22 protein-coding genes are annotated in these 22,999 nt (G+C 67.0%); 14 read left to right on the top strand and 8 right to left on the bottom strand.

The annotated features are described in order from the left end of the window. Nucleotides 1–5: 5 nt before the first annotated feature. On the top strand, nucleotides 6–551 hold the full coding sequence (locus OHZ10_RS10225; RefSeq protein WP_256086049.1) for a GNAT family N-acetyltransferase: 546 nt from the start codon (nucleotides 6–8) through the stop codon (nucleotides 549–551). Nucleotides 552–679: 128 nt separating this feature from the next. On the opposite strand, the gene OHZ10_RS10220 is transcribed toward OHZ10_RS10225, so the two are convergent. From OHZ10_RS10220 to OHZ10_RS10200, 5 genes are all read right to left on the bottom strand, one after another. Continuing rightward, complete coding sequence (locus OHZ10_RS10220) at nucleotides 680–1,462, bottom strand: peptidylprolyl isomerase (RefSeq protein ID WP_059233935.1); 783 nt, start codon at nucleotides 1,460–1,462, stop codon at nucleotides 680–682. An 18-nt stretch (nucleotides 1,463–1,480) separates the two neighbouring features. After that, nucleotides 1,481–1,789 carry a BolA family protein gene (locus OHZ10_RS10215; RefSeq protein WP_059233936.1) on the bottom strand — a complete coding sequence of 103 codons (309 nt, stop codon included), beginning with the start codon at nucleotides 1,787–1,789 and terminating at the stop codon, nucleotides 1,481–1,483. A gap of 1 nt (nucleotide 1,790) precedes the next feature. Continuing rightward, nucleotides 1,791–2,321, bottom strand: coding sequence for a septation protein A (locus OHZ10_RS10210; protein ID WP_059233937.1), 531 nt, complete (start codon nucleotides 2,319–2,321; stop codon nucleotides 1,791–1,793). A 133-nt stretch (nucleotides 2,322–2,454) separates the two neighbouring features. Then, the gene (gene msrB / locus OHZ10_RS10205; protein WP_059233938.1) at nucleotides 2,455–2,886 is read right to left on the bottom strand and encodes a peptide-methionine (R)-S-oxide reductase MsrB; all 432 of its coding nucleotides are present in this window, start codon (nucleotides 2,884–2,886) and stop codon (nucleotides 2,455–2,457) included. Between the two features lie 45 nt (nucleotides 2,887–2,931). Next, nucleotides 2,932–4,500 (bottom strand): protein adenylyltransferase SelO, encoded by a 1,569-nt coding sequence (locus tag OHZ10_RS10200; protein ID WP_342702319.1) that lies wholly within the window; start codon nucleotides 4,498–4,500, stop codon nucleotides 2,932–2,934. Nucleotides 4,501–4,651: 151 nt separating this feature from the next. Between OHZ10_RS10200 and OHZ10_RS10195 the strand changes: the two genes are divergently transcribed. From OHZ10_RS10195 to OHZ10_RS10175, 5 genes are all read left to right on the top strand, one after another. Beyond that, nucleotides 4,652–6,295 carry a 3-(methylthio)propionyl-CoA ligase gene (locus tag OHZ10_RS10195; RefSeq protein WP_059233940.1) on the top strand — a complete coding sequence of 548 codons (1,644 nt, stop codon included), beginning with the start codon at nucleotides 4,652–4,654 and terminating at the stop codon, nucleotides 6,293–6,295. A gap of 189 nt (nucleotides 6,296–6,484) precedes the next feature. Next, nucleotides 6,485–8,569: a 3-hydroxyacyl-CoA dehydrogenase NAD-binding domain-containing protein gene (locus OHZ10_RS10190; RefSeq protein ID WP_059233941.1), complete on the top strand. Its 2,085-nt coding sequence runs from the start codon at nucleotides 6,485–6,487 to the stop codon at nucleotides 8,567–8,569. A 44-nt stretch (nucleotides 8,570–8,613) separates the two neighbouring features. Then, a complete protein-coding gene (gene pncA / locus OHZ10_RS10185; protein WP_059233942.1) occupies nucleotides 8,614–9,246 on the top strand; it encodes a bifunctional nicotinamidase/pyrazinamidase in 633 nt (210 codons plus the stop codon). Nucleotides 9,247–9,308: 62 nt separating this feature from the next. Next, nucleotides 9,309–10,487: an acetyl-CoA C-acyltransferase gene (locus OHZ10_RS10180; RefSeq protein WP_174992997.1), complete on the top strand. Its 1,179-nt coding sequence runs from the start codon at nucleotides 9,309–9,311 to the stop codon at nucleotides 10,485–10,487. A gap of 261 nt (nucleotides 10,488–10,748) precedes the next feature. Then, nucleotides 10,749–12,149: a GGDEF domain-containing protein gene (locus tag OHZ10_RS10175; RefSeq protein ID WP_059233944.1), complete on the top strand. Its 1,401-nt coding sequence runs from the start codon at nucleotides 10,749–10,751 to the stop codon at nucleotides 12,147–12,149. Nucleotides 12,150–12,222: 73 nt separating this feature from the next. Here OHZ10_RS10175 and OHZ10_RS10170 read toward each other — a convergent pair whose 3' ends face one another. Continuing rightward, on the bottom strand, nucleotides 12,223–14,364 hold the full coding sequence (locus tag OHZ10_RS10170; protein ID WP_342702317.1) for a hypothetical protein: 2,142 nt from the start codon (nucleotides 14,362–14,364) through the stop codon (nucleotides 12,223–12,225). A gap of 840 nt (nucleotides 14,365–15,204) precedes the next feature. On the opposite strand from OHZ10_RS10170, the gene OHZ10_RS10165 reads away from it, so the two are divergent. The 5 genes from OHZ10_RS10165 to OHZ10_RS10145 all read left to right on the top strand — a co-directional run bounded on the left by OHZ10_RS10165 (nucleotide 15,205) and on the right by OHZ10_RS10145 (nucleotide 18,224). Next, the gene (locus tag OHZ10_RS10165) at nucleotides 15,205–15,600 is read left to right on the top strand and encodes a RidA family protein (protein ID WP_340624194.1); all 396 of its coding nucleotides are present in this window, start codon (nucleotides 15,205–15,207) and stop codon (nucleotides 15,598–15,600) included. Between the two features lie 232 nt (nucleotides 15,601–15,832). Then, nucleotides 15,833–16,147, top strand: coding sequence for a Dabb family protein (locus OHZ10_RS10160; RefSeq protein WP_027787175.1), 315 nt, complete (start codon nucleotides 15,833–15,835; stop codon nucleotides 16,145–16,147). Further along, a complete protein-coding gene (locus tag OHZ10_RS10155; protein ID WP_006483907.1) occupies nucleotides 16,144–16,623 on the top strand; it encodes a PaaI family thioesterase in 480 nt (159 codons plus the stop codon). The genes OHZ10_RS10160 and OHZ10_RS10155 overlap by 4 nt, the downstream gene beginning before the upstream one ends. A gap of 156 nt (nucleotides 16,624–16,779) precedes the next feature. Then, the gene (locus OHZ10_RS10150; protein ID WP_342704401.1) at nucleotides 16,780–17,739 is read left to right on the top strand and encodes an alpha/beta hydrolase; all 960 of its coding nucleotides are present in this window, start codon (nucleotides 16,780–16,782) and stop codon (nucleotides 17,737–17,739) included. A gap of 44 nt (nucleotides 17,740–17,783) precedes the next feature. Beyond that, nucleotides 17,784–18,224, top strand: coding sequence for a GNAT family N-acetyltransferase (locus OHZ10_RS10145; protein ID WP_059233948.1), 441 nt, complete (start codon nucleotides 17,784–17,786; stop codon nucleotides 18,222–18,224). Nucleotides 18,225–18,240: 16 nt separating this feature from the next. Here OHZ10_RS10145 and OHZ10_RS10140 read toward each other — a convergent pair whose 3' ends face one another. Together OHZ10_RS10140 and OHZ10_RS10135 are read right to left on the bottom strand one after the other, a co-directional pair. Beyond that, a complete protein-coding gene (locus OHZ10_RS10140) occupies nucleotides 18,241–19,086 on the bottom strand; it encodes an NRDE family protein (protein ID WP_174992989.1) in 846 nt (281 codons plus the stop codon). 76 nt (nucleotides 19,087–19,162) lie between these two features. After that, nucleotides 19,163–20,197: a YgfZ/GcvT domain-containing protein gene (locus OHZ10_RS10135; RefSeq protein ID WP_059233950.1), complete on the bottom strand. Its 1,035-nt coding sequence runs from the start codon at nucleotides 20,195–20,197 to the stop codon at nucleotides 19,163–19,165. Nucleotides 20,198–20,274: 77 nt separating this feature from the next. Here OHZ10_RS10135 and mltG point away from each other — a divergent pair, with 77 nt between their 5' ends. The 3 genes from mltG to OHZ10_RS10120 are packed head-to-tail and all read left to right on the top strand — an operon-like array spanning nucleotide 20,275 to nucleotide 22,962. Beyond that, nucleotides 20,275–21,294 carry an endolytic transglycosylase MltG gene (gene mltG, locus OHZ10_RS10130; RefSeq protein ID WP_059233951.1) on the top strand — a complete coding sequence of 340 codons (1,020 nt, stop codon included), beginning with the start codon at nucleotides 20,275–20,277 and terminating at the stop codon, nucleotides 21,292–21,294. After that, complete coding sequence (tmk, locus tag OHZ10_RS10125) at nucleotides 21,294–21,914, top strand: dTMP kinase (protein WP_059233952.1); 621 nt, start codon at nucleotides 21,294–21,296, stop codon at nucleotides 21,912–21,914. The genes mltG and tmk overlap by 1 nt, the downstream gene beginning before the upstream one ends. A gap of 19 nt (nucleotides 21,915–21,933) precedes the next feature. Continuing rightward, a complete protein-coding gene (locus OHZ10_RS10120) occupies nucleotides 21,934–22,962 on the top strand; it encodes a DNA polymerase III subunit delta' (protein ID WP_059233953.1) in 1,029 nt (342 codons plus the stop codon). Nucleotides 22,963–22,999 lie beyond the last annotated feature (37 nt).

The following is a 22,999-nucleotide window of genomic DNA, read 5'->3' as shown; positions in this document are numbered from 1 at the left end:
TCCGGATGATGTTCGATCCGCACACGCCGGTCGAGGTCGTCACGCTGCGCGACGCACGCGCGAGCGAGGCCGACGCGATCGGCCGCGTGATCCGCGCGGCGTTCGCGGGCGAGCCGCAGGGCGGGCAGTTCGAGCAGCGCATCGTCGAGACGCTGCGCGCGGACGGTGCGCTGAGCGTGTCGCTCGTCGCGGAGCGCGACGCTCGCCTCATCGGCCACGTCGCGTTCTCGCCGGTTGCGATCGGCGGCGAGCCGGCCGGCAGCCAGCAGTGGTACGGGCTCGCGCCGCTCGCGGTGCTGCCCGATTGCCAGCGGCAGAGCATCGGCGCGGGGCTCGTGCGCACGGGGCTCGACGCGTTGCGCCGGCTCGGTGCGCGTGGTTGCGTCGTGCTCGGCGAGCCGGCGTATTACGCGCGTTTCGGGTTCGAACCGTCCGGCGACATCGTGTTTCCGGGCGTGCCGCCCGAGTATTTCCTCGCGCTGTCGTTCGACGATTCGGCCACGCTGCCGTCGGGTGACGTGCGCTATCACGACGTGTTTTATCCCGCATAGTGCGGGTGACGTCCGGTACGGAACAGGCCGCTCTTCGGAGCGGCTTTTTTATTGCACGTTTTCGCGCACCCAACGAAAAAGCCGCTCCGAAGAGCGGCTTTTCGATGCACGGGCGAGTATCGCCGGCGTTACTGAATCTTCGCCTGCTGGCGCAGACCTTCCTCGAACGCCTGCAGCTTCTGCTGCACCAGCTGTTGCGCGATTTGCGCCTTCACCTGCTCGAGCGGCGGCGGGGCGATGTCGCGGATGTCGTCGACGCGAATGATGTGCCAGCCGAACTGCGTTTTCACCGGCGTGTCGGTCATCTGGCCTTTCTGCAGCTTCTGCGCAGCCGCCGCGAATTCCGGCACGTAGGCCTTCGGGTCGGACCAGTCGAGATCGCCGCCGTTCTTGCCCGATCCCGGATCCTTCGAGTATTGCTTCGCGAGATCCTCGAACTTCGCGCCGGCCTTGATCTTCGCGATCAGGTCCTTCGCCTGCTGCTCGTTGTCGACGAGGATGTGGTGCAGGTGGTATTCGCGGTTGCCGCCGGCGCCCTTGACGAGGTCGTCGTAGCGCGCCTTCACTTCGGCGTCGGTCGGCTGGTTCTTCTTCAGGAAGCTCTCGATCATCGAGCGCAGCACGACGGTCTGTTGCGCGACTGCGACTTGCGCCTTCACGTCAGGACGGTTCGGGATGCCTTCGCGGATGGCTTCCTGCATCAGGATTTCGCGGTTCACGAGTTCCTCGCGCACGGCCTGCTGCAGTTTCGGGCCGTCGGCCTGACCTTGCTGGACGAGCTGCGCGACCATCGCGTCGGCGCGCGACTTCGGAATCGGCGTGCCGTTCACGACGGCGATGTTCTGGGCGAATGCCGGTGCCGCTGCAAAAGCAGCCGCCGCGACCCACAGGCGGGGGGATTTCAGGATCATCGGGAATTCCTAATGAGACTAGATTGAAGATTCGTTGAATTCTTCGGGCGTGTAAGCCACGATCGCGAGCGCGTGAATGCCGCGCTGCATCGCATCAGCGAGCGCATCATACACCAGCCGGTGCCGCGCGACGCGCGGCTTGCCGGCGAATGCGGCCGACACGATCGTGACCGTGAAATGGCCGCCGGCGGCCGCGCCGGCGTGGCCCGCGTGCTGCGCGCTGTCGTCGCGCACGGTGAGCGACAGCGGCGCGAGCGACGCTGTGAGGCGCGCTTCGATCAGCGCGACGCGTTCGCCGGTCGAGGCGTTGAGAAAGGCGTCCGTCATGTCACTCGTCCTTCAGGTATTTCGTGAGCCACAGGCTCTGCAGGATGATGAATACGACCATCGCGCCCGTCGTACCGAACAGCTTGAAGTTCACCCATTGCGATTCGGTGAAGTTGTGCACCACGTACAGGTTCGCGACGCCGAGCACCGCGAAGAACAGCGCCCATGCCACATTCAGCTTGTCCCACACGGGGGACGGCAGCGTGAGCTGCTTGCCCATCATCTTCTCGATCAGGTTCTTGCTGAACGCATAACGCGCGGCGAGCAACCCGATCGCAAACAACCAGTACAGCACAGTCGGTTTCCATTGAATGAATTTCTCGTCATGCAGGACGAGGGTGGCGCCACCGAATACGACGATCACGCCGAGGCTGACCCACAGCATCGTGTCGACCTTCCGGTGCCGGAAGGCGACCCAGGCGACCTGGGCCAGCGTCGCGATGATCGCGACCGCGGTGGCGGTGAAGATGCCCCAGACCTTGAAGGCGACAAAAAACAGGATGATCGGAAACAGATCGAACAGGAATTTCATGGCGCTCGCAGCTGCGTGAAAGGCCGCTTGAGCGGCCTTTCACCGTTGTAGGGACCCGCCAGGCATCGCCGTCGCGGATCGTCGGGGCGGTCCGGCCCGAGGCTGACCGCCCGGCAGATCCGCCCGGCGCCGCTCATTCGTTTTCGGGTCGGGACTCGAAGTTTAACGCAGCCGAATTGATGCAGTACCGCAAACCGGTCTGGTCGCGCGGGCCGTCCTCGAAGACGTGGCCCAGATGCGCGCCGCAGTGGTTGCAGCGCACCTCGACGCGCACCATCCCGTGCGAGTAGTCGACCTTCTCGTCGATCACCTCGCCGTTGAGCGGCTTGAAGTAGCTGGGCCAGCCGCAGCCCGAGTGGAATTTGGAACCGGATTCGAACAGCGGCGTGCTGCAGACGACGCATTTGTAGATGCCGGCGTCTTCCGTGTCGGTGTATTCGCCGGTGAATGCGCGCTCGGTCGCCGCATGCTGCGTGACCTCGTACTGCATCGGCGTGAGCCGGCGGCGCAGGTCGGCGTCGTCCTTCTGGTACGGGAAGGTTTTGTCGTCGGAATCGTGGGACATGTGGGGTTCTCCTGATCGGTCGGTCGATACGCGCGGGTTGCGGGCTCAGGACGAGCAGCTCACTTCGAGCGACCCGGCCCAGTCGGGCGGCAACGCCGCGTACGCTTCATGCTCGGGTTGTTCGTCGAACGGGCGGCGCAGGATCTGCGCGAGCCGTTCGACTTCCGAAAAATCCTTTTCCTTCGCGCGCCGGATCGCGACTTCGGCCAGATGGTTGCGAAGCACGTATTTCGGGTTCACGCGATTCATCGCGTCCGCGCGGGCCGCGTCGTCGCGCATTTCCTCGGACAGCCGCGCGCGGTAGAGGTTCGCCCACGCATCGAACGCTTCGCGGTCGATGAACAGGTCGCGCACCGGGGCGTCGCGGCTCGCGTCGCGCTTCGAGATCTGTGCGAGGCGGCGGAACGTCAGCGTGAAATCCGCATGGCTCGCGTGCATCGTCTCGAGCAGCTTGTTCGCGAGTTCGGCGTCGTTCTCGCGTTCGAGCTCGAGGCCGAGCTTCGCGCGCATCGCGCGTTCGAGCGCGGGGCCGAAACGTTCCGGGAATTTCGCGAGCACGGCCTGTGCGTCGTCCACTGCGCGCTCGGCACGCGCATCGTCGTCGGCGATGTCGTGCTGCAGCCCGATCAGCGGCAGCAGCGCTTGCGCGAGGCAGTAGCAGTTCCAGTGCGCGATGCGCGGCTGCATCCGGTACGCATAGCGGCCTTTGTTGTCCGAGTGGTTGCAGATGTGGTTCGCATCGAACGCGTCGACGAAGCCGAACGGGCCGTAGTCGATCGTCACGCCGAGGATCGACATGTTGTCGGTGTTCATCACGCCGTGGCAAAAGCCGACGGCCTGCCACTGCGCGACGAGGTCGGCCGTGCGCAGCGTCGCGGCTTCGAGCAGCGCGAGGTACGGATCGTCCGCGTCGCGGCATTCGGGATAGAAGCGGTCGATCACGTGATCGGCGAGCTGGCGCAGCAGGTCGGGGCGATCGTTCGAGAAGAAGTGCTCGAAGTGGCCGAAGCGCACGAAGCTTTCCGACACGCGCGTGACGACGGCCGACGTCTCGATTTCCTCGCGGACCACCGGCTGATCGGAGCCGATCACCGTCAGCGCGCGCGTGGTCGGGATGCCGAGGTGATGCATCGCTTCCGAGCACAGGAATTCGCGGATCGACGAGCGCAACACCGCGCGGCCGTCGCCCATCCGCGAGTACGGCGTGCGGCCGCTGCCTTTCAATTGCAGCTCGTAGCGGCGGCCGTCGGTGCCGGTGCGCTCGCCGATCGTCAGCGCGCGGCCGTCGCCGAGCTGGCCGGCCCATACGCCGAACTGGTGGCCGGAATACACCGACGCGTACGGCATCGCGTGCGCGGGCCAGTCGCGCGTCGGGTTGCCGGCGAACAGCTCGGCGAAGCCGGGCTGCGCGGCGATCGACGGCCGCAGGTCGAGCCGCTGCGCGACTTCGTCGGAGAACCCGACGACGTACGGCGCGGCAAGCGGCGCGGCCGGCAGCCGCGTATGAAACGCATCGCCGAGCGTGACGAACGCGCCTGCGGCGGGCGCGCCGAGCGTGGCGGCGAGGTCGGGGAGGGTGTCAGCCGCATCGGCTGCGCTTCGGGAAAACGACATGTTGAGCGCCTCTGGGTAAGCCGATATTGTAAGGCGGCGCCGCGCCGCCCGCATGGTGGCGCGCGCGCCGTGCGCCACGCCCGTCCGGGGCCGCTGACGGGCGCGCCGCAGAGGCGGGTCACCGATTCGCATCCTCACGGAGAACAAGACGATGGGTAAGCCGTTGCTGGGCCAGATGATGGACATGCCGTTGCTGGTGTCCTCGCTGATTTCGCATGCCGCGCGGCACGCCGGCGACACGGAAATCGTGTCGAAGCGCGTGGAAGGCGACCTGCATCGCTATACGTACCGCGATTGCGAACGCCGCGCGAAGCAGCTGGCGCAGGCGCTTGCGCGGCTCGGCGTCGAAACCGGCGACCGCGTCGGCACGCTGGCGTGGAACGGCTACCGTCATCTGGAGGCGTACTACGGGATCGGCGGGATGGGCGCTGTCTGCCACACGATCAACCCGCGCCTGTTCCCCGAGCAGATCGCGTACATCGTCAATCACGCGGAAGACCGCTACGTCTTCTTCGACATCAATTTCGCGCCGCTCGTCGACGCCATCGCACCGCAGTGCCCGCACGTGAAGGGCTGGGTCGCGATGACCGATGCCGCGCACCTGCCGTCGGGCGCGACGCCATATCTCTGCTATGAAACGCTTGTCGAGGCCGAGGACGGCCGCTACGACTGGCCGCGCCTCGACGAGCAGCAGGCGTCGGGGCTCTGCTACACGTCCGGCACGACCGGTAACCCGAAGGGCGTGCTGTATTCGCACCGCTCGACGGTGCTGCACGCGTACGGCGCCGCGCTGCCCGACGCGATGAACCTGTCCGCGATGGACGCCGTGCTGCCCGTCGTGCCGATGTTCCACGTCAACGCGTGGGGGCTGCCGTATGCGGTGCCGTTGACCGGCGGCAAGCTCGTGCTGCCCGGCAAGGATCTCGACGGCAAATCGCTGTACGAGCTGATGGAGGCCGAACGCGTGACGTTCTCCGCGGGCGTGCCGACCGTGTGGCTCGGGCTGCTCAACTACATGCGCGAAGCCGGCGTGCGCTTCTCGACGCTGAATCGCACGGTGATCGGCGGCTCGGCGTGCCCGCCCGCGATGCTGCGCACGTTCGAGGACGAATACGGCGTGCGCGTGATCCATGCATGGGGAATGACCGAGCTGTCGCCGCTCGGCACGCTCGCGAAGCTCAACTGGGCGCAGTCGCAGCGGCCGCTCGACGCGCAGCGCCGGCTGCTCGAGAAACAGGGGCGCGTGATCTGCGGCGTCGACATGCGCATCGTCGGCGAGGACGGCCAGGAACTGCCGTGGGACGGCGTCGCGTTCGGCGAACTGCAGGTGCGCGGGCCGTGGGTGATCGACCACTACTTTCGCGGCAATGAATCGCCGCTGTCGGGCGGCTGGTTCCCGACCGGCGACGTCGCGACGATCGATCCCGACGGCTTCCTGCAGATCACCGACCGCAGCAAGGACGTGATCAAGTCGGGCGGCGAATGGATCAGCTCGATCGACATCGAGAACGTCGCGATTGCCCACCCGGGTGTGGCCGAAGCCGCGTGCATCGCCTGTGCTCACCCGAAATGGACCGAGCGCCCGCTGCTCGTCGTGGTGCCGCGCGAAGGCGCGAACCTGAACCGCGACACGCTGCTCGCGTTCTATGAAGGCAAGGTCGCGAAATGGTGGATCCCCGACGACGTCGTGTTCGTCGAATCGCTGCCGCACACCGCGACCGGCAAGCTGCAGAAGCTGAAGCTGCGCGAGACGTTCCGCGACTACGTGTTGCCGACGGCGGTGTGCGAGCCGTAAGCGTGGCACCCGGGCCGGCGACGGCCCGCGAACCGGTCGCCCGATCCGTCCCCGGATCGGCAACAAAATTCAAATTGAACGACCGTGCTTTTTCGTTGTATGCTGCCTCAGTTCATCCGGACATGCGGCTGTTCGACCGCGCACAATGAAGCGCAGCCACCCCGGCGCGCGATGCATGGAGGCAGGCAGATGGCAGTGGATTACTCGACTCGCGACGGCGTGGCCGTCATTACGCTCAACAATCCGCCCGTCAACGGGCTTGGCCTGTCGACCCGCCAGGGCGTCATGGACGCGCTCGATCGCGCCGCGCAGGATCCGTCGGTCGCGGCCATCGTGCTGACCGGCGCGGGCCGCGCGTTCTCGGGCGGTGCGGATATCACCGAATTCAATACGCCGAAGGCGCTGCAGGAGCCGACGCTGCACACCGTGATCCGCGCGGTGGAGGCAAGCGCGAAGCCCGTCGTCGCCGCGCTGCACAGCGTCGTGATGGGCGGCGGCCTCGAGCTTGCGCTCGGCGCGCACTACCGCGTCGCGGCGCCCGGCGCGCAGGTCGCGCTGCCCGAAGTGAAGCTCGGCCTGCTGCCGGGCGCGGGCGGCACGCAGCGCCTGCCGCGCGCGGTGGGGCTCGAAACCGCACTGAACATGATCGTGTCGGGCGCGCCGGTGCTGTCTGAACACCTTGCGAAAAGCGGGCTGTTCGATGCAATGGCCGACGGCGACCTGCTCGACGCGGCTGTCGCGTTTGCCCAGAAGGCCGGCGCGCAGAAGGGGCCGCATCCGCGCGTGCGCGATCGCAAGATCGTCCACGACAACGCCGCAGGCTTCATCCAGTTCGCGCGCAATTCCGCGCAGGCCGCCGCACCGAATTTCCCCGCGCCGCACAAGTGTATCGACGCGATCGAGGCCGGCGTGCTGAACGGCTTCGACAAGGGCAGCATCGCGGAGCGCGAGGGTTTCGTCGCGCTGATGATGACGCCGGAAAGCCGTGCGCTGCGCCACGCGTTCTTCGGCGAGCGTGCGGCGAGCAAGATTCCCGACGTGCCGTCCGACACGCCGCTGCGCGAGATCCGTCGCGTCGGCGTGATCGGTGCGGGCACGATGGGCGGCGGAATCGCGATGAACTTCATCAACGCGGGTCTGCCCGTCACGCTGCTCGAGACGAAGCAGGACGCGCTCGAGCGCGGCATCGCGACGATCCGCAAGAACTACGACGCGCAGGTGAAGAAGGGCAAGCTCACGCAGGAGAAGCTCGACGCGCGCATGGCGCTGATCGCGCCGACGCTGTCCTACGACGACCTCAAGGATGCCGACCTGATCGTCGAAGCCGTGTTCGAGGAACTCGGCGTGAAGGAGCAGGTGTTCAAGAAGCTCGACGAAGTCGCAAAGGCGGGCGCGATCCTCGCGTCGAACACGTCGACGCTTGACGTCGACAGGATCGCGGCGTTCACGAAGCGCCCGCAGGACGTCGTCGGCATGCACTTCTTCAGCCCGGCGAACGTGATGAAGCTGCTCGAGGTCGTGCGCGGCGCGCAGACCGCGAAGGACGTGCTCGCGACCGTGATGGCCGTCGCGAAGAAGATCCGCAAGACGGCGGTCGTGTCCGGCGTGTGCGACGGCTTCATCGGCAACCGGATGATCGAGCAGTACATCCGCCAGGCGCTGTTCATGCTCGAGGAAGGCGCATTGCCCGCGCAGGTCGATCGCGCGATCGAGAAGTTCGGGTTCGCGATGGGGCCGTTCCGGATGAGCGACCTCGCCGGCAACGACATCGGCTGGGCGATCCGCAAGCGCCGCTATGTCGAGAAGCCCGATCTGCAGTACTCGAAGATTGCCGACCGCCTGTGCGAACAGGGCCGTTTCGGCCAGAAGACGGGCGCCGGCTGGTACGACTACGTGCCGGGCGATCGCAAGGCGAAGCCGTCGTCGCTGGTCGACGAGATGGTCGTCGCGTATTCGAAGGAACGCGGCGTCGAGCGACGCAAGATCGGCGACGACGAGATCGTCGAGCGGCTGGTGCTCGCGCTCGTCAACGAAGGCGCGAAGATCCTCGAAGAGAAGATCGCGTCGAAGGCGTCCGACATCGACATGGTCTACCTGACCGGCTATGGCTTCCCGCTGTGGCGCGGCGGCCCGATGCTGTACGCGGACGTGGTCGGCCTCTACAACGTCGAGCGCGCGATTCGCCGCTACGCGGCCGCGCCGAACGGCGACGCATGGCAGCTCGCGCCGTCGATCGCGGAACTGGCGAAGGCCGGCCGCGGGTTCAACGGCTGACGACGCTGCATGGCGGCGCGACCCATCCTGTCTGGAGACACGCAATGAAACGCACCGACGACGTCCTGCTCGTGATCGACGTGCAATACGACTTCATGCCGGGCGGCGCGCTCGCGGTGCCGGACGGCGATGCGGTCGTCCCCGTGATCAACGCGCTCGCACAGCGCTTCGACCAGGTCGTGCTCACGCAGGACTGGCACCCGCGCGAGCACGTGTCGTTCGCTGCGAACCATCCGGGCCGCGAGCCGTTTTCCACGCTCGCGCTGCCGTACGGCGAGCAGGTGCTGTGGCCCGTGCATTGCGTGCAGGACACTGAAGGTGCAGCGCTGCATCGCGACCTCGACATCCCGCACGCGCGGCTCGTGATCCGCAAGGGCGGCGACGCGCAGGTCGACAGCTATTCCGCGTTCGTCGAAGCCGACCGCACGACGCGCACCGGGCTCGCGGGCTACCTGCGCGAACTCGGCGCGAAGCGCGTGTGGTGCTGCGGGCTCGCGACCGACTATTGCGTTGCGTGGTCGGCGCTCGATGCGCGCGCGGCCGGTTTCGACGCCGCGGTGATCAACGATGCGTGCCGTGCGATCGACCTGAACGGGTCGCTCGCGCACGCATGGCAGCAGATGCAGGCAGCGGGCGTCGCACATGTGACGTCCGCGGGCGCGCGCCCGGCGGCGTAGCGCATTTCCCATCCGATTCAGGGTCTGTTTACATATTTGAAGCAGGACCGAAGGAGACTCGCATGACCGAAGCCGTAATCGTATCGACCGCACGCACGCCGCTGGCGAAATCCTGGCGTGGCGCATTCAACATGACGCACGGCGCGACGCTCGGCGGCCACGTGGTCGCGGCCGCGCTCGAACGCGCGAAGCTCGACCCCGCACGCGTCGAGGACGTGATCATGGGCTGCGCGAACCCCGAAGGCGCGACCGGCGCGAACATCGCACGGCAGATCGCGCTGCGTGCGGGGCTGCCCGTGACCGTGCCGGGGATGACGGTGAACCGTTTCTGTTCGTCGGGGCTGCAGACCATCGCACTGGCCGCGCAGCGGATCATCGCGGGCGAAGGCGAGGTCTATGTCGCGGGCGGCGTCGAATCGATCTCGTGCGTGCAGAACGAGATGAACCGGCACATGGTCCAGGAAGGCTGGCTCGTCCAGCACAAGCCGGAGATCTACTGGAACATGTTGCAGACGGCCGAGAACGTCGCGAAGCGCTACGGCATCTCGAAGGAGCGGCAGGACGAATACGGCGTGCAGTCGCAACTGCGCGCCGCGGCCGCACAGGAAGCCGGGCGTTTCCGCGACGAAATCGTGCCGATCACCGTGCTTGCGGGCATTGCCGACAAGGCGACGGGCCGCCTGTTCACGAAGGAAGTGACGGTATCGGCCGACGAAGGCATTCGCCCCGACACGACGCTCGAAGGCGTGTCGAAGATCCGTTCGGCCGTGCCGGGCGGCGTGATCACCGCCGGTAACGCGAGCCAGTTCTCGGACGGCGCGTCGGCATGCGTCGTGATGAGCGCCGAGGCCGCGCAGCGCGAAGGGCTGCAGCCGCTGGGCGTGTTCCGCGGCTTCGCGGTGGCCGGCTGCGAGCCCGACGAGATGGGCATCGGCCCCGTGTTCGCGGTGCCGAAGCTGCTGAAGCAGGCGGGGCTGAAGGTCGACGACATCGGCCTGTGGGAACTGAACGAGGCGTTCGCGGTGCAGGTGCTGTACTGCCGCGACACGCTCGGGATTCCTGAGGACCGGCTGAACGTGAACGGCGGCGCGATCGCGGTCGGCCATCCGTACGGCGTGTCGGGCGCGCGCCTGACGGGCCATGCGTTGATCGAAGGCAAGCGGCGCGGCGTGAAGTACGTGGTCGTCACGATGTGCATCGGCGGCGGGCAGGGTGCGGCCGGCTTGTTCGAAATCCTCTGATCATTGACCGGTGGCGGCCACGGGCGCGCTTCGGCGACGCCCGCGGCCGCGACGTGAATCGGCACGACTGAACCGCAATTCGAAACGGTCGGGAAGCAAAAGGCATGTGCCCGGCAATGCCGTTTCCCCTTACTTGTCAAACGAATTGCCCCACCTATACTTGCTCTGACATTTGCCTTTCGGCACGATGGGCCGGAGCGCGCATCGCGCGATCCGTGCCGCGAAGGTTCGAACCAACGCAGCAGACCGACCGGGGACCGAATGAGTACGACTTATGCAGCCGGGGAACCGCCGCGCGTCGTCAGCGCGGCCGCGAGGCTCTACGCGAAATGCCTGCTGGTCGGATTCGCGTTGCTGCCTGCGTATCTGATTGCCTATCTGTGGTTCTTCAGCGACCCGCACGTCGTGTTCGAGAGCCACGCATTCCATGAAATTGCGATCGCGGCCGCGACCCTCGAAGGCGCGTTCGTCACCTACGTGACGTGGGTGTGCTACCGGTCGTCCGGCGAGCCGCTGCTGCGCTGGCTGACGCTCGGCTTTCTCGGCTTCGCGATGATCTATGCGCTGCACGGTGCGTTCACCGGGATGGCGCACCACAATATCTGGCTGTTCCTGCTGTACGGGCCCGCGTCGCGGCTCGTGATGTCGATCCTGTTGCTGACGGGCCTGCTGTCGTATTCGCGTCCGCCCGACCGGATCGAGAAGCGCACGAGCGTGCGGACGTGGCTGCCGTGGATCGTGTTCTTCGTGATCGTCAACGTCGTCGTTGCCTACATTGCGTATTCGCCGATCGCCGGCGCGCTGGGGACGCGGCTGTCGATGGAAGGCGGCGCGCTCGTGTTCTCGCTGCTGAACGTGTGCCTGCTGCTCGCGCGGCGGATCCGTTCGCCGCTGATGGTGATCTACGGCGTGTCGATCATGGCGTTCGCGCTGTCGTCGCTCGCGTTCATTCTCGGCAAGCCGTGGAATCACATGTGGTGGCTGGCGCACGCGATTTTCGCGGGCGGCTTCTTCCTGCTCAGCTACGGCGTCGTGCAGGCGCTGCAGACGACGCGTTCGTTCTCGGCGATCTACAGCCAGGAAGACCTGATGAGCCGGCTGGCGGAATCGATGTCGCGTACCGAGAGCGCGTTGCAGGAACTGCGACGCACGAACCAGAAGCTCGAGTACATGGCCGCGACCGATCCGATGACGGGCGCGTCGAACCGCCGGCAGTTCATCGCGCAGGTCGAGCGCGAGATAGTGCGGGCCGAACGCGACGGCACGCCGTTCTGCCTGCTCGCACTCGATCTCGACAATTTCAAGAACATCAACGATGCCTACGGGCACCAGATCGGCGACGAGGTGCTGCGCGGCGTCGTGCGCCAGTGCCTCGAGGCGATCCGGCCGGCGGGCGGGCTCGCGCGGGTCGGCGGCGAGGAGTTCATGGCGTTGCTGCCGGACATGCCGCTCGAAGGCGCGCGGATGACGGCCGAGCGCGTGCGTTCGTCGATCGCGAGTTCGCCGTTCGGGCTGGACTTCAAGCGCGTGCAGGTGACGGTCAGCGTCGGCGTCGCGCAATACGGCGTCGACGGCAGCACGGTCGATGCGTTGCTGAGGGTGGTCGACGAGCGGTTGTACGCGGCGAAGCGGGAGGGGCGCAACCGCGTGGTGTCGCGGTAGTCCGGTTTCAGCCGAAGCCCCGGAGGCGGCAACGCCCCCGAGGCTGTTTGCATGCCGGCCGGCAGGCGATGCGCTAGCGTGACGCCACCGCCGTCGCATGTTTCGGCTGCCCGTCCGGCATCTGCTGCGACGCCTGCCACCAGTACTTGCCCGCGCGCTGCTGCGGATCGCGGATCGCGAGATACGTCGTACTCCAGAGCTGGGCCGCGTTGGCTTCGGTCGCGTCCGCGCTGCGCGTGCCGAATGCATCGGTCTGGTACTTGCCGTTCACGTAGGACCACGTCCACATTTCCGACGTCCGCATGTCGCGTCCGTTCGAGATCACCTGCCAGATCGTCTGCCGCGCCTGCGTGAGCAGCGTGCGGGTCGCGGCAGACAGGTCCTGCCGTGCGAGCTGGCGATCGAGCCCGGCCACCCACATCGCCTGCTGCCACGACCAGATCACCGTGCCGTGATACGCGGAACTCGTGAATTTCGGCCACAGCGACTGATTCGCATACGCCGGGTTCGCGATCAGCATCCCGGCATCGGTCACCAGCCCGGTCGGGAACGGCCGCGTGACGTCGGTGACGATCCGCTGGAGCTGGTCGTCCGGCGGCGTGCCGAACAGCAGCGCGAAACCGCCGTCGGAGTTCATCACCGGAATCGGGTTGCCCTGCTGATCGAGCGACAGCGCGTAGAACGCCAGCGGTGCGCCTGGCGCGGCACCGGCCGGCACGCCGGCGGATGGCGCATAGGTCGACACGTCGGTGGCCGCCTGCGCAGCCGGCACGCTGACCTGGAACAGCGGCGGCGCCTGCGTTTCCCACGTGGCGGCTTCGGTCGCCGTGTTGGCGAGCGTCGCGCGTTGCCCGGCATCCAGATACGGATCGAGCAGGCCGTGCGCGAGGAATGCGTTCGCCGCGCGCAGCGCAGCCGGCACGAGCACCGCATTCACGTCGTAAGGGTAGACGCCGCCGCCGAGGCCGTCGGTGCTGTCGCGCCAGTTGCCGACGATCTCGCCGGGCCGCAGGTGGATCAAGTTCGCGACCGTCGGTTGCTGCGCGAACGCCTGCGCGGTCGTCGCGACGTGCAGCAGGTTCACGACGAGGCGGTTGCCGTTGGTCTGCCCGTCGCTGCCGCGTTGCGCGAGATACGCAGCCGCACGCGCCTGGCCGCGCGTATCGTCGATCAGCCATGCGGCCGCGATCGGCGCGAGCAGGTAGTCGCTGTCGATCATCTTGTAGTCGTAGGTCGGCGCCGGATCGTTCGGCCGTCCGTTCTTCTGGTTGTCGACCAGCGCGAATTCGCCGATGCCTTCCTCGTGCGCGACCCTGCCGTCGACCGACAGGCGGCTCAGCACCGACGACAGGCCGGCCTCGATCGCCGCCGGTCCGAGTACCGGCATCAGCATGCGGACCGAGATCAGCGTGTCGCGGCCGAAGTACGTGTCGTACTGCCACGAGCCGGCCAGCAGCTTGTCGTTGAAACTCAGGAATTCGAGGACGTTCTGGCTCACCGGGTCGGGGTTCACGGACGGGGCGAACAGGTCCGCGTGCGCGATCGGCGACAACGGCGTCTCGCCCGACAGCGCATCGATGTGCAGCTTCAGCGTGTGCGAGCCCGCCGGCGCGTTCAGCACGAGCTTGCCGCCGGCTGCCGGCGCGATGCTGCCGCCGTCGCGCAGCGTGATGCGCAGCGAATAGCCGGGCGCGCCGTCGATCCGGTCGCGTTGCCATTGCGCGGCGCTGCCCTGGACGGTCGGCGTGGTGAGAATCTGCTGCGGAATCGTTGCGCCGCCGTTGAAGTCGCGCAGGAAGCGCACGTTGCTGAGCACACCCTGGCGGATCGTCAGCGTATTCGTATCGACCGACACGTCGGCGCCGATGCCGTACAGCGGGCGGCCGCGCGCGTCGGGCGCCGACAGCGCGGACGGTGACGTGTCGAGGCTCCAGTTCACCGGTTGCGCGGTGTCGTCGAACCACAGCCCGGTGCCGCTGTTACCGGCGGGGAAGACCACGAGCAGGCGCGGCTTCGTCGACGAACGCACCAGCAGGTGCGCGGCGACCTTGTCCTGCCGGTAGAACGCGTTGATCTGGCCACCGGTGTCCATGCGGAACGACAGCGCGGCCTGGTTCGACGGCGGGCTGTTCGACTGGACGTCGTCGTCGTTGCAGGCTGCGAGCAGGCTGGCGCAGACGAGCCCGAGACACAGCGACTTCGCAAGGCGATGCATGTTGATGTCCCTCCTGATGAATGGCGATTTTTTATCTGGATGTTCGAATGCGCGGATCTGTGGTCCGTTTGGTCTCGTGTCGCAGCTATTTGGGTGAATGGCTGGAATTAATCGAAGCGTGGCGCTTGTTAAAAAGCAAATCAGGCTGCAAATAAACGCATGACTGATAAGTGCGGAAAACTGAAGCGACGAGGGCGTCTTTGTGCAGCAAGGGAAAGGCGATGCAAAGCGCCTTCGCGGCAGTGAGTGGCGGATCGGGTGCGGTGGAAGAAAATGAAACTTAAGCCGTCGTAGGGGATTCTAAATTTTGGGGAAAGTCAAAGTCAATAATGTCGTGTGATTTTTCAATATTTGATTGAGAATCCAGTCGCAATTATTACTCGTTGAATCGGTAAAATGTGCGATTGAATTGATTTGAGGAGTGCAATCTGGATATCCGGTAATGAAACGATCGGCAATAGCGTTTCATCCCGGCGATTGACGTCGGAAAGGAAATGAATCGTCGTGTTTATATCGGCCGTTGTCGTGAAAGGCCGGGATGCGCTGATACGGCGCGCGCGAAACCGAGCAATCCGCATTCCTGCCAAGCAATCGAAGATCGCGTTCGTGTCATTGGAGCCGTCGGCCCGTACGTCGCGCTTGCCGGCGGTCCCGATCCACAGGGGCGTCTCCAGTGCCGCGATCCAGCCTGTACCTGGCGACGAGGCCAGGAAATGCCTCGACGTCTGCTAGCATTTGTCGAAGGAATCGATCGAAAAGGCCTGTCGCAGCGCGATTCCTGTAGACCTGGCCAGCACGTGTTGGCGGGGTGGAATTCGACCATGGCAGGAGGCCCGCTCAATGGCGCTCGAATGCATCAATCCCAAGGATCTGCCCGTTCCGCAAACCTACACGCAAGTCGTCGTTGCGACGGGGAGCAAGATGGTATTCATCTCGGGCCAGGAGCCCGAGGACATCCACGGCAAGCTGGTTGGACAGGGTGATCTTGACGCCCAGGCGCGCCAGGTATTCGGCAATCTCGGCCGGGCACTCGCGGGTGCCGGGGCGCGACCCGAGCAGGTCGCGAGGATTACCATCTACGTCGTCAATTACGACCGCGACGCATGCCTGCCGATTATCGAAAGTGCACGGAAAGCGCTGTTCGGCGATCACAAGCCGGCGGACGTGGTGCTCGGTGTCGCGACGCTGTCCCCCGGCTACCTGATCGAGGTTGATGCGATCGCGGTCATTGATTGATCGTTCGCTTCACCGGTCAAGCTGCTTGGTGCTAACGGTGGGTCATCTCCGACAAGGGCCTCAAAATACAATCCATTAGGCGTCGGCAAGTTTGGTAGGCTTGTCGCCTGCCTTCGCTTGTCGGATCTTGGGGCTGGACACGATTTCGAGTGAACGGTGATCGGGGGCGACGTACCCGATTGCCAAGAGTGACAGGCGAACTGCCGAACCAACACGAACTGGAGCAACCGAAGTGATCAGACATATCGTCATGTGGAAACTGAAGGAATCGGCCGAAGGCGCGACGCGCGCACAGAACGCGCTGAAGCTGAAGGAAAAGCTCGAAGGTTGCCGCGACCTCGTGCCGGGTACGCTGCAGATCGACGTCGGCGTGGCGACGCCCGGCCTCGACGCGACCGCCGACATCGTGCTCGTCTCCGATTTCGCGGACAAGGCTGCGCTCGACGCATACCAGGTGCACCCGGTTCACCAGGAAGTGAAGAAATTCGTCGTCGCGGTGGCCGAATCGCGCGAGTGCGTCGACTACATCGTCGACAGCGCACGATGAGCGACGCGGCAACTCCGACGGAAGGCCCGTCGATCGAAAGCCCGTTCGTCGACCTGCTCGGCGTGCAGCTCGTGTCCGCGAAGGACGGGGCGAGCGAGATCGTGCTGCCGCTCGAGGAGCGTCACATGAACACGTGGAGCATCGCGCACGGCGGCGTGACGATGACGCTCGCGGACATCGCGCTCGCGATGGCGGCGCGCAGCCTGACCGACGACGGCGTCGGCGTCGTCACGGTCGAGATGAAGGTGAACTTCATGCAGCCGGGCCGCGGCGAGTTGCGCGCCTACGGGCGCGTGATGCACCGCTCGACGACGATGGCCTACTGCGAAGGCGAAGTGCGCGACAGCGACGGCAATTTCGTCGCGAAGGCGCTCGGTACGTTCAAGTACATGCGGCGGCTCGCGGTGGGCCGCGACATCAAGCGGCAACGCTCGCGCACGGCGCCGGACGCGCAGCCCGGTCCGAGCGACGCGTAAGCGTCCACACGCACGGCCCTGTCTCTGGAATGAGGCAGGGCCGTTTGTTTTGCAGCACGGGATTCCGGCACTTCGCGCGCCATGCCCGCCCGGTGCGCGCGTGGCATCATGTCAAGCTTGTCCGTTCACGGCGCCGCACCGGCGCCGTCCACACCGATGCCGCTGAATCCGAAGATCGCCCAGGTGCTCGACATGATCGAGCGCGCGAAACGTCCGTCCTATCACCACCAGACGCCGCAGCAGGCGCGCGCCGCGTACGAGAAGAGCGCGCCGATTCTCGATGTCGCGCCGGCGCCGATGCATTCGGTGGAGGAATGCGTGGTACCGACGCGCGACGGCCGCACGATCGCTGCGCGGCTGTACCTGCCGGTCGAGCCGAGTCTTGCGGAGCCGCTGCCCGCGCTCGTCTACTACCACGGCGGCGGTTTCACGGTCGGCAGCGTCGACACGCACGATGCGCTGTGCCGGATGTTTGCGCACGATGCGCAATGCGCGGTGCTGTCGGTCGGCTACCGGCTCGCGCCCGAACACAGGTTCCCGACCGCGGTGAACGATGCCGACGACGCATTGCAGTGGCTGCATCGCGAAGCCGCCACGTTCGGTATCGACGCCGCGCGGCTGGCGGTCGGCGGCGATAGCGCGGGCGGCACGCTCGCCACCGTCTGCGCGGTGCTCGCGCGCGACGCGGGCATTCGCCTGGCGCTGCAATTACTGATCTATCCGGGCGTGACGGGCTACCAGGACACCGAATCGCATGCGCGGCTCGCGAACGGCTACCTGCTGACGCAGGACACGATCCAGTGGTTCTTCACGCAATACGTGCGCGATCGGGCGGACCGCGACGACTGGCGTTTCGCGCCGCTCGACGGCACGCGCGGCGCGCCGTCGTTTGCGGGCGTGGCGCCGGCGTGGATCGCGACGGCCGAATACGATCCGCTGAGCGACGAGGGCGCGGCGTACGCGGACAAGTTGCGCGCGGCCGGCAACGCGGTCACGCTGGTCCGCTATCCCGGCATGATCCACGAATTCTTCAAGATGGGCGGCTACATCCCCGAGGTGCGGGCCGCCCATGCCGATGCGGTCGCGGCGCTGAAGGCCGCATTCGACGACGTATGACGGGCGCGGGCGCCTGAAGGCGTGCGCGCCGCATGGAGGCTGCGATGACGGACGGTGTGGTGGAAACGGGCGACTGGACGGTACTGGGCGGCGATGCCGCGCGGATCCGCGACGCGGTGTTCGTGCGCGAGCAGCAGATTCCGCCGGAATGGGAGCTCGACGATGACGATCCGCTGTCGCTGCACGTGGTCGCGTACCGGATCGACGCGGCGGACGGAAGGCGCCGCGCGGTCGCGACGGGGAGGCTGCTGCCGTCCGGCACGATCGGCCGCGTCGCGGTGCTGGCCGATGTGCGCGGGCAGGGCGTCGGGTCAGCCGTGCTGAATGCGCTGCTGGAGGCCGCGCGGCGTCGCGGCGAAGCCGCCGTGCGGCTCTACGCGCAGGATTCGGCGGTGTCGTTCTATCTGCGGCACGGCTTCGCGACGGTCGGCGCACCGTTCGTCGAAGCCGGCGTGCCGCACGTGGAGATGACGCGCGCGCCTTAGCGCGCGGTGCGTGCGTTCAGCGCGGCGGCGTCGCGTCGAGGTCGAACGTGAACGCGCGCTCGAACGAACCCGGGCGGACGGTGCGGTGCGAACCGTCGTCGTCGCAGCGCTCCTTGATCTCGACCGTCAGCCGCACGCCTTCCTTCATCGTGACGCGCAGCGCGGTCGTGCCGCGCGTGCCGTATTCGGGCGTCTCGATGAACGCGGCCGACAGCGCGCGTTCGCGCTCGATCGGGATGCCGGTGTGCGGCAGCGCGTCGTCGTCCGCGACATGCGGGTCGCGCATCAGCGCGATCAGCTCGTCGAGCGACGGGCTCGGATTGTCGGTGAGCAGCGTGCCGAGCTCCGCGCGCTTGCGCACGACTTTCGGCCAGGGTGTATCGAGCCGCGCATTCGACAGCGCATGCACGCCGGGCGTGATCGCGACGGGCGCGGCGACCGTGTTTTCGCCTTCGGGCGCACGGTTGCAGAACCAGGCAAGTTCGCGCCGCCGCCAGTCGCCGACGAGCAGGTTGAAGCCGTTGTACACGGCCGCATGCTCGGCAAGCTGCCCGAGATAGTCGAGCGGGGCGACGGACGGGCCGCCGAGGAAGTCGGACACGAGCTTGCCGCGGGTCGGCGCGCCCGCGCGGATGTCGAACGGCGCACGGAAATTCGTCAGCGCGGCGAAGCGGCCGTCGCGCGAGACGCCGAGCCACGTGCCACCCGCTTCGAGATCGCGGCCGGCCAGTACGCCCGGCACATCCTCCCACCACGAAAGCGGCGCGCTCGTCCGGCGAAAGAACTCGTCGCGGTTGGCGGCGAGGGTAAAGACGGGACCGGCGGCGGCATCGGGCTGCCAGTCGAAGGCAATCAGACACATCGGGCGAATCTCTCGCAGGAAACATCGGGCGCCGGCTGCGACTCGCGAGCCGGCGCCCGAACAGGTTGTCAGTGCGTCACACTTCCGTCGGCCATGCGTACGGCAGTGCGTCGAATGCAAGCACCGGGCCGTCGGCCGAACCGAGGTGCACCGTGCCGTTGTCGAGTGCGGCGAGCTTGATCTCGACGAGCGCGTCGACGCCGCCCGCAGGCGCGGCCGCCGCGTTGACGATCATCCCGCACGGCTGGCCCGGGTCGTCGCTGTGGAACAGCTCGACGCCGGCATGCACGGTATCGAGCTCGCCGGCGACGTGCGCGAGCGCGGTGCGGCGCTTGATCGTGCCGCGGTACTGGCTGCGTGCGACGATTTCCTGGCCCGGGTAGCACCCCTTCCTGAAGTTAACGGCGCCGATCACGTCGAAGTTGACCATCTGCGGCACGAACTGCTCGACGGCCGGCTGCGTGATGCGCGGTTCGCCCGCGCGCACGTCGAGCCAGTCCCACACGGCCGGCGACACCACCGGCAGCGTGCCGGCGAGCGCCGCGAGGCGCGCTTCGACTTCCGCGCGCGGGCCGATCCACAGATAACGCTTGCGGCCGGCCGCGTCGGGCACGCGGATCAGCGCGCCGGCCGGGCCGTCGACCTTCACGTGCACGCCGTCCGGCAGCGCATCGAAGATGCCCGACAGCGCGTCGCGCACGTCACCCGCGAAGCCGGCGACCGCGAGCGTGTCGCTCGCGTCGGTGAGCTTCGCCTTCGCACGCAGCACGAACATCGACAGCCGCTTCTGCACGGCCGGCTGCACGTCCTTCGACACGAGCAGGCGCACGCCGTGACCGGCGCGCCACGTGAGGAACGAGCCGAGGAGGCGCCCCTTCGGCGAGCAATAGCCGGACAGCCGCGCGCTCGCGGCGTCGAGATGCTCGATGTCGTTGGTCAGCTGGCTGTGCAGGAACGTCGCGGCGTCGTCGCCGGCCACGTCGATCACGCCGAACTGCGGCAGCGGCATGCAGGCGCCCGGGGCATCGAAATCGGCGGCGGACGGGCGGGGGAAAACGGGGAGCGAGGCAGATGCGGCCTGGGCAGCCGGTGAAGCGAACGGTGTGCTCATGGAATGAGGGAACAGTCAACCCTGACTTTGACGGAGGCGAGCAAGTATTATATGGGTCTTACCTGAGTCACGTTTCCATGTCCCTACTGAAGAAATGCGCCGCGACGATCGTGGCGCTGGCCGTCGTTGTGGCCGCTGCCGGCGCGGGCGGCGGGTATTACTGGGCGACCCGGCCGTTGCTGCTGGGCTCGGCATCGCTCGACGTCACGATCAAGCCGCGCAGCACCGTGAAGAGCGTCGCGCTGCAGCTCAAGCGTGGCGGCGTGCCGGTCGAGCCGTTCGGGTTCGTCGCGATGACGCGCGTGCTCGGGCTGTCGAGCCGGCTCAAGTCCGGCAACTACGAGTTCAAGACCGGCATCACGCCTTACGAGGTGCTGCAGAAGATCGCGCGCGGCGACGTGAACGAGTACGTCGCGACCGTCATCGAAGGCTGGACCTTCAAGCGGATGCGCGCGGAACTCGATGCGAACCCCGACCTGGCGCACTCGACCGCCGGCATGAGCGACGCCGAGCTGCTGCGTGCGATCGGCGCACCGGACAGCGCCGTGCAGCGCGGCAGCGGCGAGGGGCTGTTCTTCCCCGATACCTACCTGTTCGACAAGGGCACGAGCGACCTGAACATCTACCGGCGCGCGTACCACCTGATGCAGACGCGTCTCGACGAGGCGTGGGCCGCCCGCGTACCGGGGCTGCCGTACAAGTCACCTTACGAAGCGCTGACGATTGCGTCGATCGTCGAGAAGGAAACGGGCCACGCGGCCGACCGCGCGTTCGTCGCGGCCGTGTTCGTGAACCGGTTGCGCGTCGGCATGCCGCTGCAGACCGATCCGTCGGTGATCTACGGGCTCGGCGACGCGTACGACGGCCGCCTGCGCAAGCGCGATCTGCAGGCCGACACTCCTTACAATACCTACACAAGACGCGGCTTGCCGCCGACGCCGATCGCGTTGCCGGGCGTAGCCGCGCTGCAGGCGGCGATCAATCCGGCATCGACGAGCGCGCTCTATTTCGTCGCGAAGGGCGACGGTACGAGCGTGTTCTCGGACACGCTGGGCGATCACAACAAGGCCGTGGACAAGTACATACGAGGTCAATAATGGCGAGCGGTAAATTCATTACGTTCGAAGGCATCGACGGGGCGGGGAAGACCACCCACCTGCAATGGTTCTGCGAACGGCTCCAGGGCAAGCTGGCCGCCGCCGGACGGCAGGTCGTCGTCACCCGCGAGCCGGGCGGCACGCAGCTCGGCGAGAAACTGCGCGAAATCCTGCTGAACCAGCCGATGGATCTCGAGACGGAAGCGCTGCTGATGTTCGCCGCGCGCCGCGAGCACCTCGCGCTCGTGATCGAGCCGGCGCTCGCGCGCGGCGACTGGGTCGTGTCCGACCGCTTCACCGACGCGACGTTCGCGTACCAGGGCGGCGGCCGCGGGCTGCCGCGCGACAAGCTCGAGACGCTCGAGCGCTGGGTGCAGGGCGGGTTCCAGCCCGACCTCACGGTGCTGTTCGACGTCGCGCCGCAGATCGCGAGCGAGCGCCGCGGCGCCGCGCGCATGCCCGACAAGTTCGAAAGCGAATCCGACGCGTTTTTCAACCGCACGCGCGGCGAATACCTGCGACGCGCGGAAGAGGCGCCGCACCGTTTCGCGATCGTCGACGCGACGCAGTCGATTCCCGAGATCCGCCAGCAGCTCGAACGCGTGCTCGCCGCGCTGTAACCCGCAAGGAACGCACCAGATGATCTATCCGTGGCAGACCGACGACTGGAACCGCTTGCAGCAACTGCGCGCGCAATGGCCGCATGCGCTGCTGCTGCACGGTCAGGCCGGGATCGGCAAGCTGCAGTTCGCGCAGCATCTCGCACAGGGTTTCCTGTGCGAATCGCCGCAGCCGAACGGCGAGCCGTGCGGGACCTGCGCGGCCTGCAACTGGTTCTCGCAGGGCAACCACCCGGACTACCGGATCGTGCTGCCCGAGGCGCTGGCCGGCGAAGCGCCGGGCGCCGCGGACGACGCGAAGCCGGCCGAGGCGGACGAAGGCGGCAAGAAGACCCGTGCGCCGAGCAAGGAAATCAAGATCGAGCAGGTGCGCGCGCTGCTCGACTTCTGCGGGGTCGGCTCGCATCGCGGCGGCTTGCGCGTCGTCGTGCTGTATCCGGCCGAGGCGCTCAACGTCGCCGCGTCGAACGCGTTGCTGAAAACGCTGGAGGAGCCGCCGTCCGGCGTCGTGTTCCTGCTCGTGTCGGCGCGCATCGACCGCCTGTTGCCGACGATCATCAGCCGCTGCCGGCAGTGGCCGATGACGGTGCCGGCGCCCGACGCGGCCGAGGCATGGCTTGCAGCGCAGGGCGTCGACCACGCGAGCGCGCTGCTTGCCGAAGCCGGCGGCGCGCCGCTCGCCGCGCTGGCGCTCGCGAGCGACGAGAACCGCCCGCTGCGCGACTACACGCTCGGGCAGCTCGCGGCCGGTGCGGCATGCGATCCGTTCGCGTGCGGCGAGACGCTGCAGAAGCTGCCGGTGCCGCTGGTGCTCGGCTGGCTGCAGCGCTGGCTGTACGATCTGCTCGCGCAGCGGATGGCGGGCGCGCCGCGCTACTTCCCGATGCACGCGGCAGCCCTTGCGCGCTGCGCGGAATCGGTCGATGCCAACGCGTTCGCGCGCTTCATGAAAGCCGTGACGCGGCAGCGGACGGTCGAGAACCATCCGCTCAACGCGCGGCTCGTATTCGAGGAATTGTTTCTCGGATATCGGGAAATGTTTGCTTGATCCGGCATCGTTTCCATCGGGTTGGGAAACGATGCGC

It is taken from the genome of Burkholderia arboris (genome assembly GCF_038723655.1).
GTDB classification, from domain to species: domain Bacteria; phylum Pseudomonadota; class Gammaproteobacteria; order Burkholderiales; family Burkholderiaceae; genus Burkholderia; species Burkholderia arboris.
The sequence above is the reverse complement of the archived record's forward strand: the minus strand, read 5'-3'. Positions and strand labels throughout refer to the sequence as shown.

Coding starts and splice junctions, on each gene's coding strand:
- tmk (WP_059233952.1), top strand. CDS start 21,294: ATGGCGAGCGGTAAATTCATTACGTTCGAAGGCATCGACGGGGCGGGG.
- OHZ10_RS10225 (WP_256086049.1), top strand. CDS start 6: ATGATGTTCGATCCGCACACGCCGGTCGAGGTCGTCACGCTGCGCGAC.
- OHZ10_RS10140 (WP_174992989.1), bottom strand. CDS start 19,086: ATGTGTCTGATTGCCTTCGACTGGCAGCCCGATGCCGCCGCCGGTCCC.
- OHZ10_RS10150 (WP_342704401.1), top strand. CDS start 16,780: ATGCCGCTGAATCCGAAGATCGCCCAGGTGCTCGACATGATCGAGCGC.
- mltG (WP_059233951.1), top strand. CDS start 20,275: ATGTCCCTACTGAAGAAATGCGCCGCGACGATCGTGGCGCTGGCCGTC.
- OHZ10_RS10220 (WP_059233935.1), bottom strand. CDS start 1,462: ATGATCCTGAAATCCCCCCGCCTGTGGGTCGCGGCGGCTGCTTTTGCA.
- OHZ10_RS10145 (WP_059233948.1), top strand. CDS start 17,784: ATGACGGACGGTGTGGTGGAAACGGGCGACTGGACGGTACTGGGCGGC.
- OHZ10_RS10180 (WP_174992997.1), top strand. CDS start 9,309: ATGACCGAAGCCGTAATCGTATCGACCGCACGCACGCCGCTGGCGAAA.
- OHZ10_RS10190 (WP_059233941.1), top strand. CDS start 6,485: ATGGCAGTGGATTACTCGACTCGCGACGGCGTGGCCGTCATTACGCTC.
- OHZ10_RS10135 (WP_059233950.1), bottom strand. CDS start 20,197: ATGAGCACACCGTTCGCTTCACCGGCTGCCCAGGCCGCATCTGCCTCG.
- OHZ10_RS10165 (WP_340624194.1), top strand. CDS start 15,205: ATGGCGCTCGAATGCATCAATCCCAAGGATCTGCCCGTTCCGCAAACC.
- OHZ10_RS10210 (WP_059233937.1), bottom strand. CDS start 2,321: ATGAAATTCCTGTTCGATCTGTTTCCGATCATCCTGTTTTTTGTCGCC.
- OHZ10_RS10195 (WP_059233940.1), top strand. CDS start 4,652: ATGGGTAAGCCGTTGCTGGGCCAGATGATGGACATGCCGTTGCTGGTG.
- OHZ10_RS10175 (WP_059233944.1), top strand. CDS start 10,749: ATGAGTACGACTTATGCAGCCGGGGAACCGCCGCGCGTCGTCAGCGCG.
- OHZ10_RS10170 (WP_342702317.1), bottom strand. CDS start 14,364: ATGCATCGCCTTGCGAAGTCGCTGTGTCTCGGGCTCGTCTGCGCCAGC.
- OHZ10_RS10200 (WP_342702319.1), bottom strand. CDS start 4,500: ATGTCGTTTTCCCGAAGCGCAGCCGATGCGGCTGACACCCTCCCCGAC.
- msrB (WP_059233938.1), bottom strand. CDS start 2,886: ATGTCCCACGATTCCGACGACAAAACCTTCCCGTACCAGAAGGACGAC.
- OHZ10_RS10155 (WP_006483907.1), top strand. CDS start 16,144: ATGAGCGACGCGGCAACTCCGACGGAAGGCCCGTCGATCGAAAGCCCG.
- pncA (WP_059233942.1), top strand. CDS start 8,614: ATGAAACGCACCGACGACGTCCTGCTCGTGATCGACGTGCAATACGAC.
- OHZ10_RS10120 (WP_059233953.1), top strand. CDS start 21,934: ATGATCTATCCGTGGCAGACCGACGACTGGAACCGCTTGCAGCAACTG.
- OHZ10_RS10215 (WP_059233936.1), bottom strand. CDS start 1,789: ATGACGGACGCCTTTCTCAACGCCTCGACCGGCGAACGCGTCGCGCTG.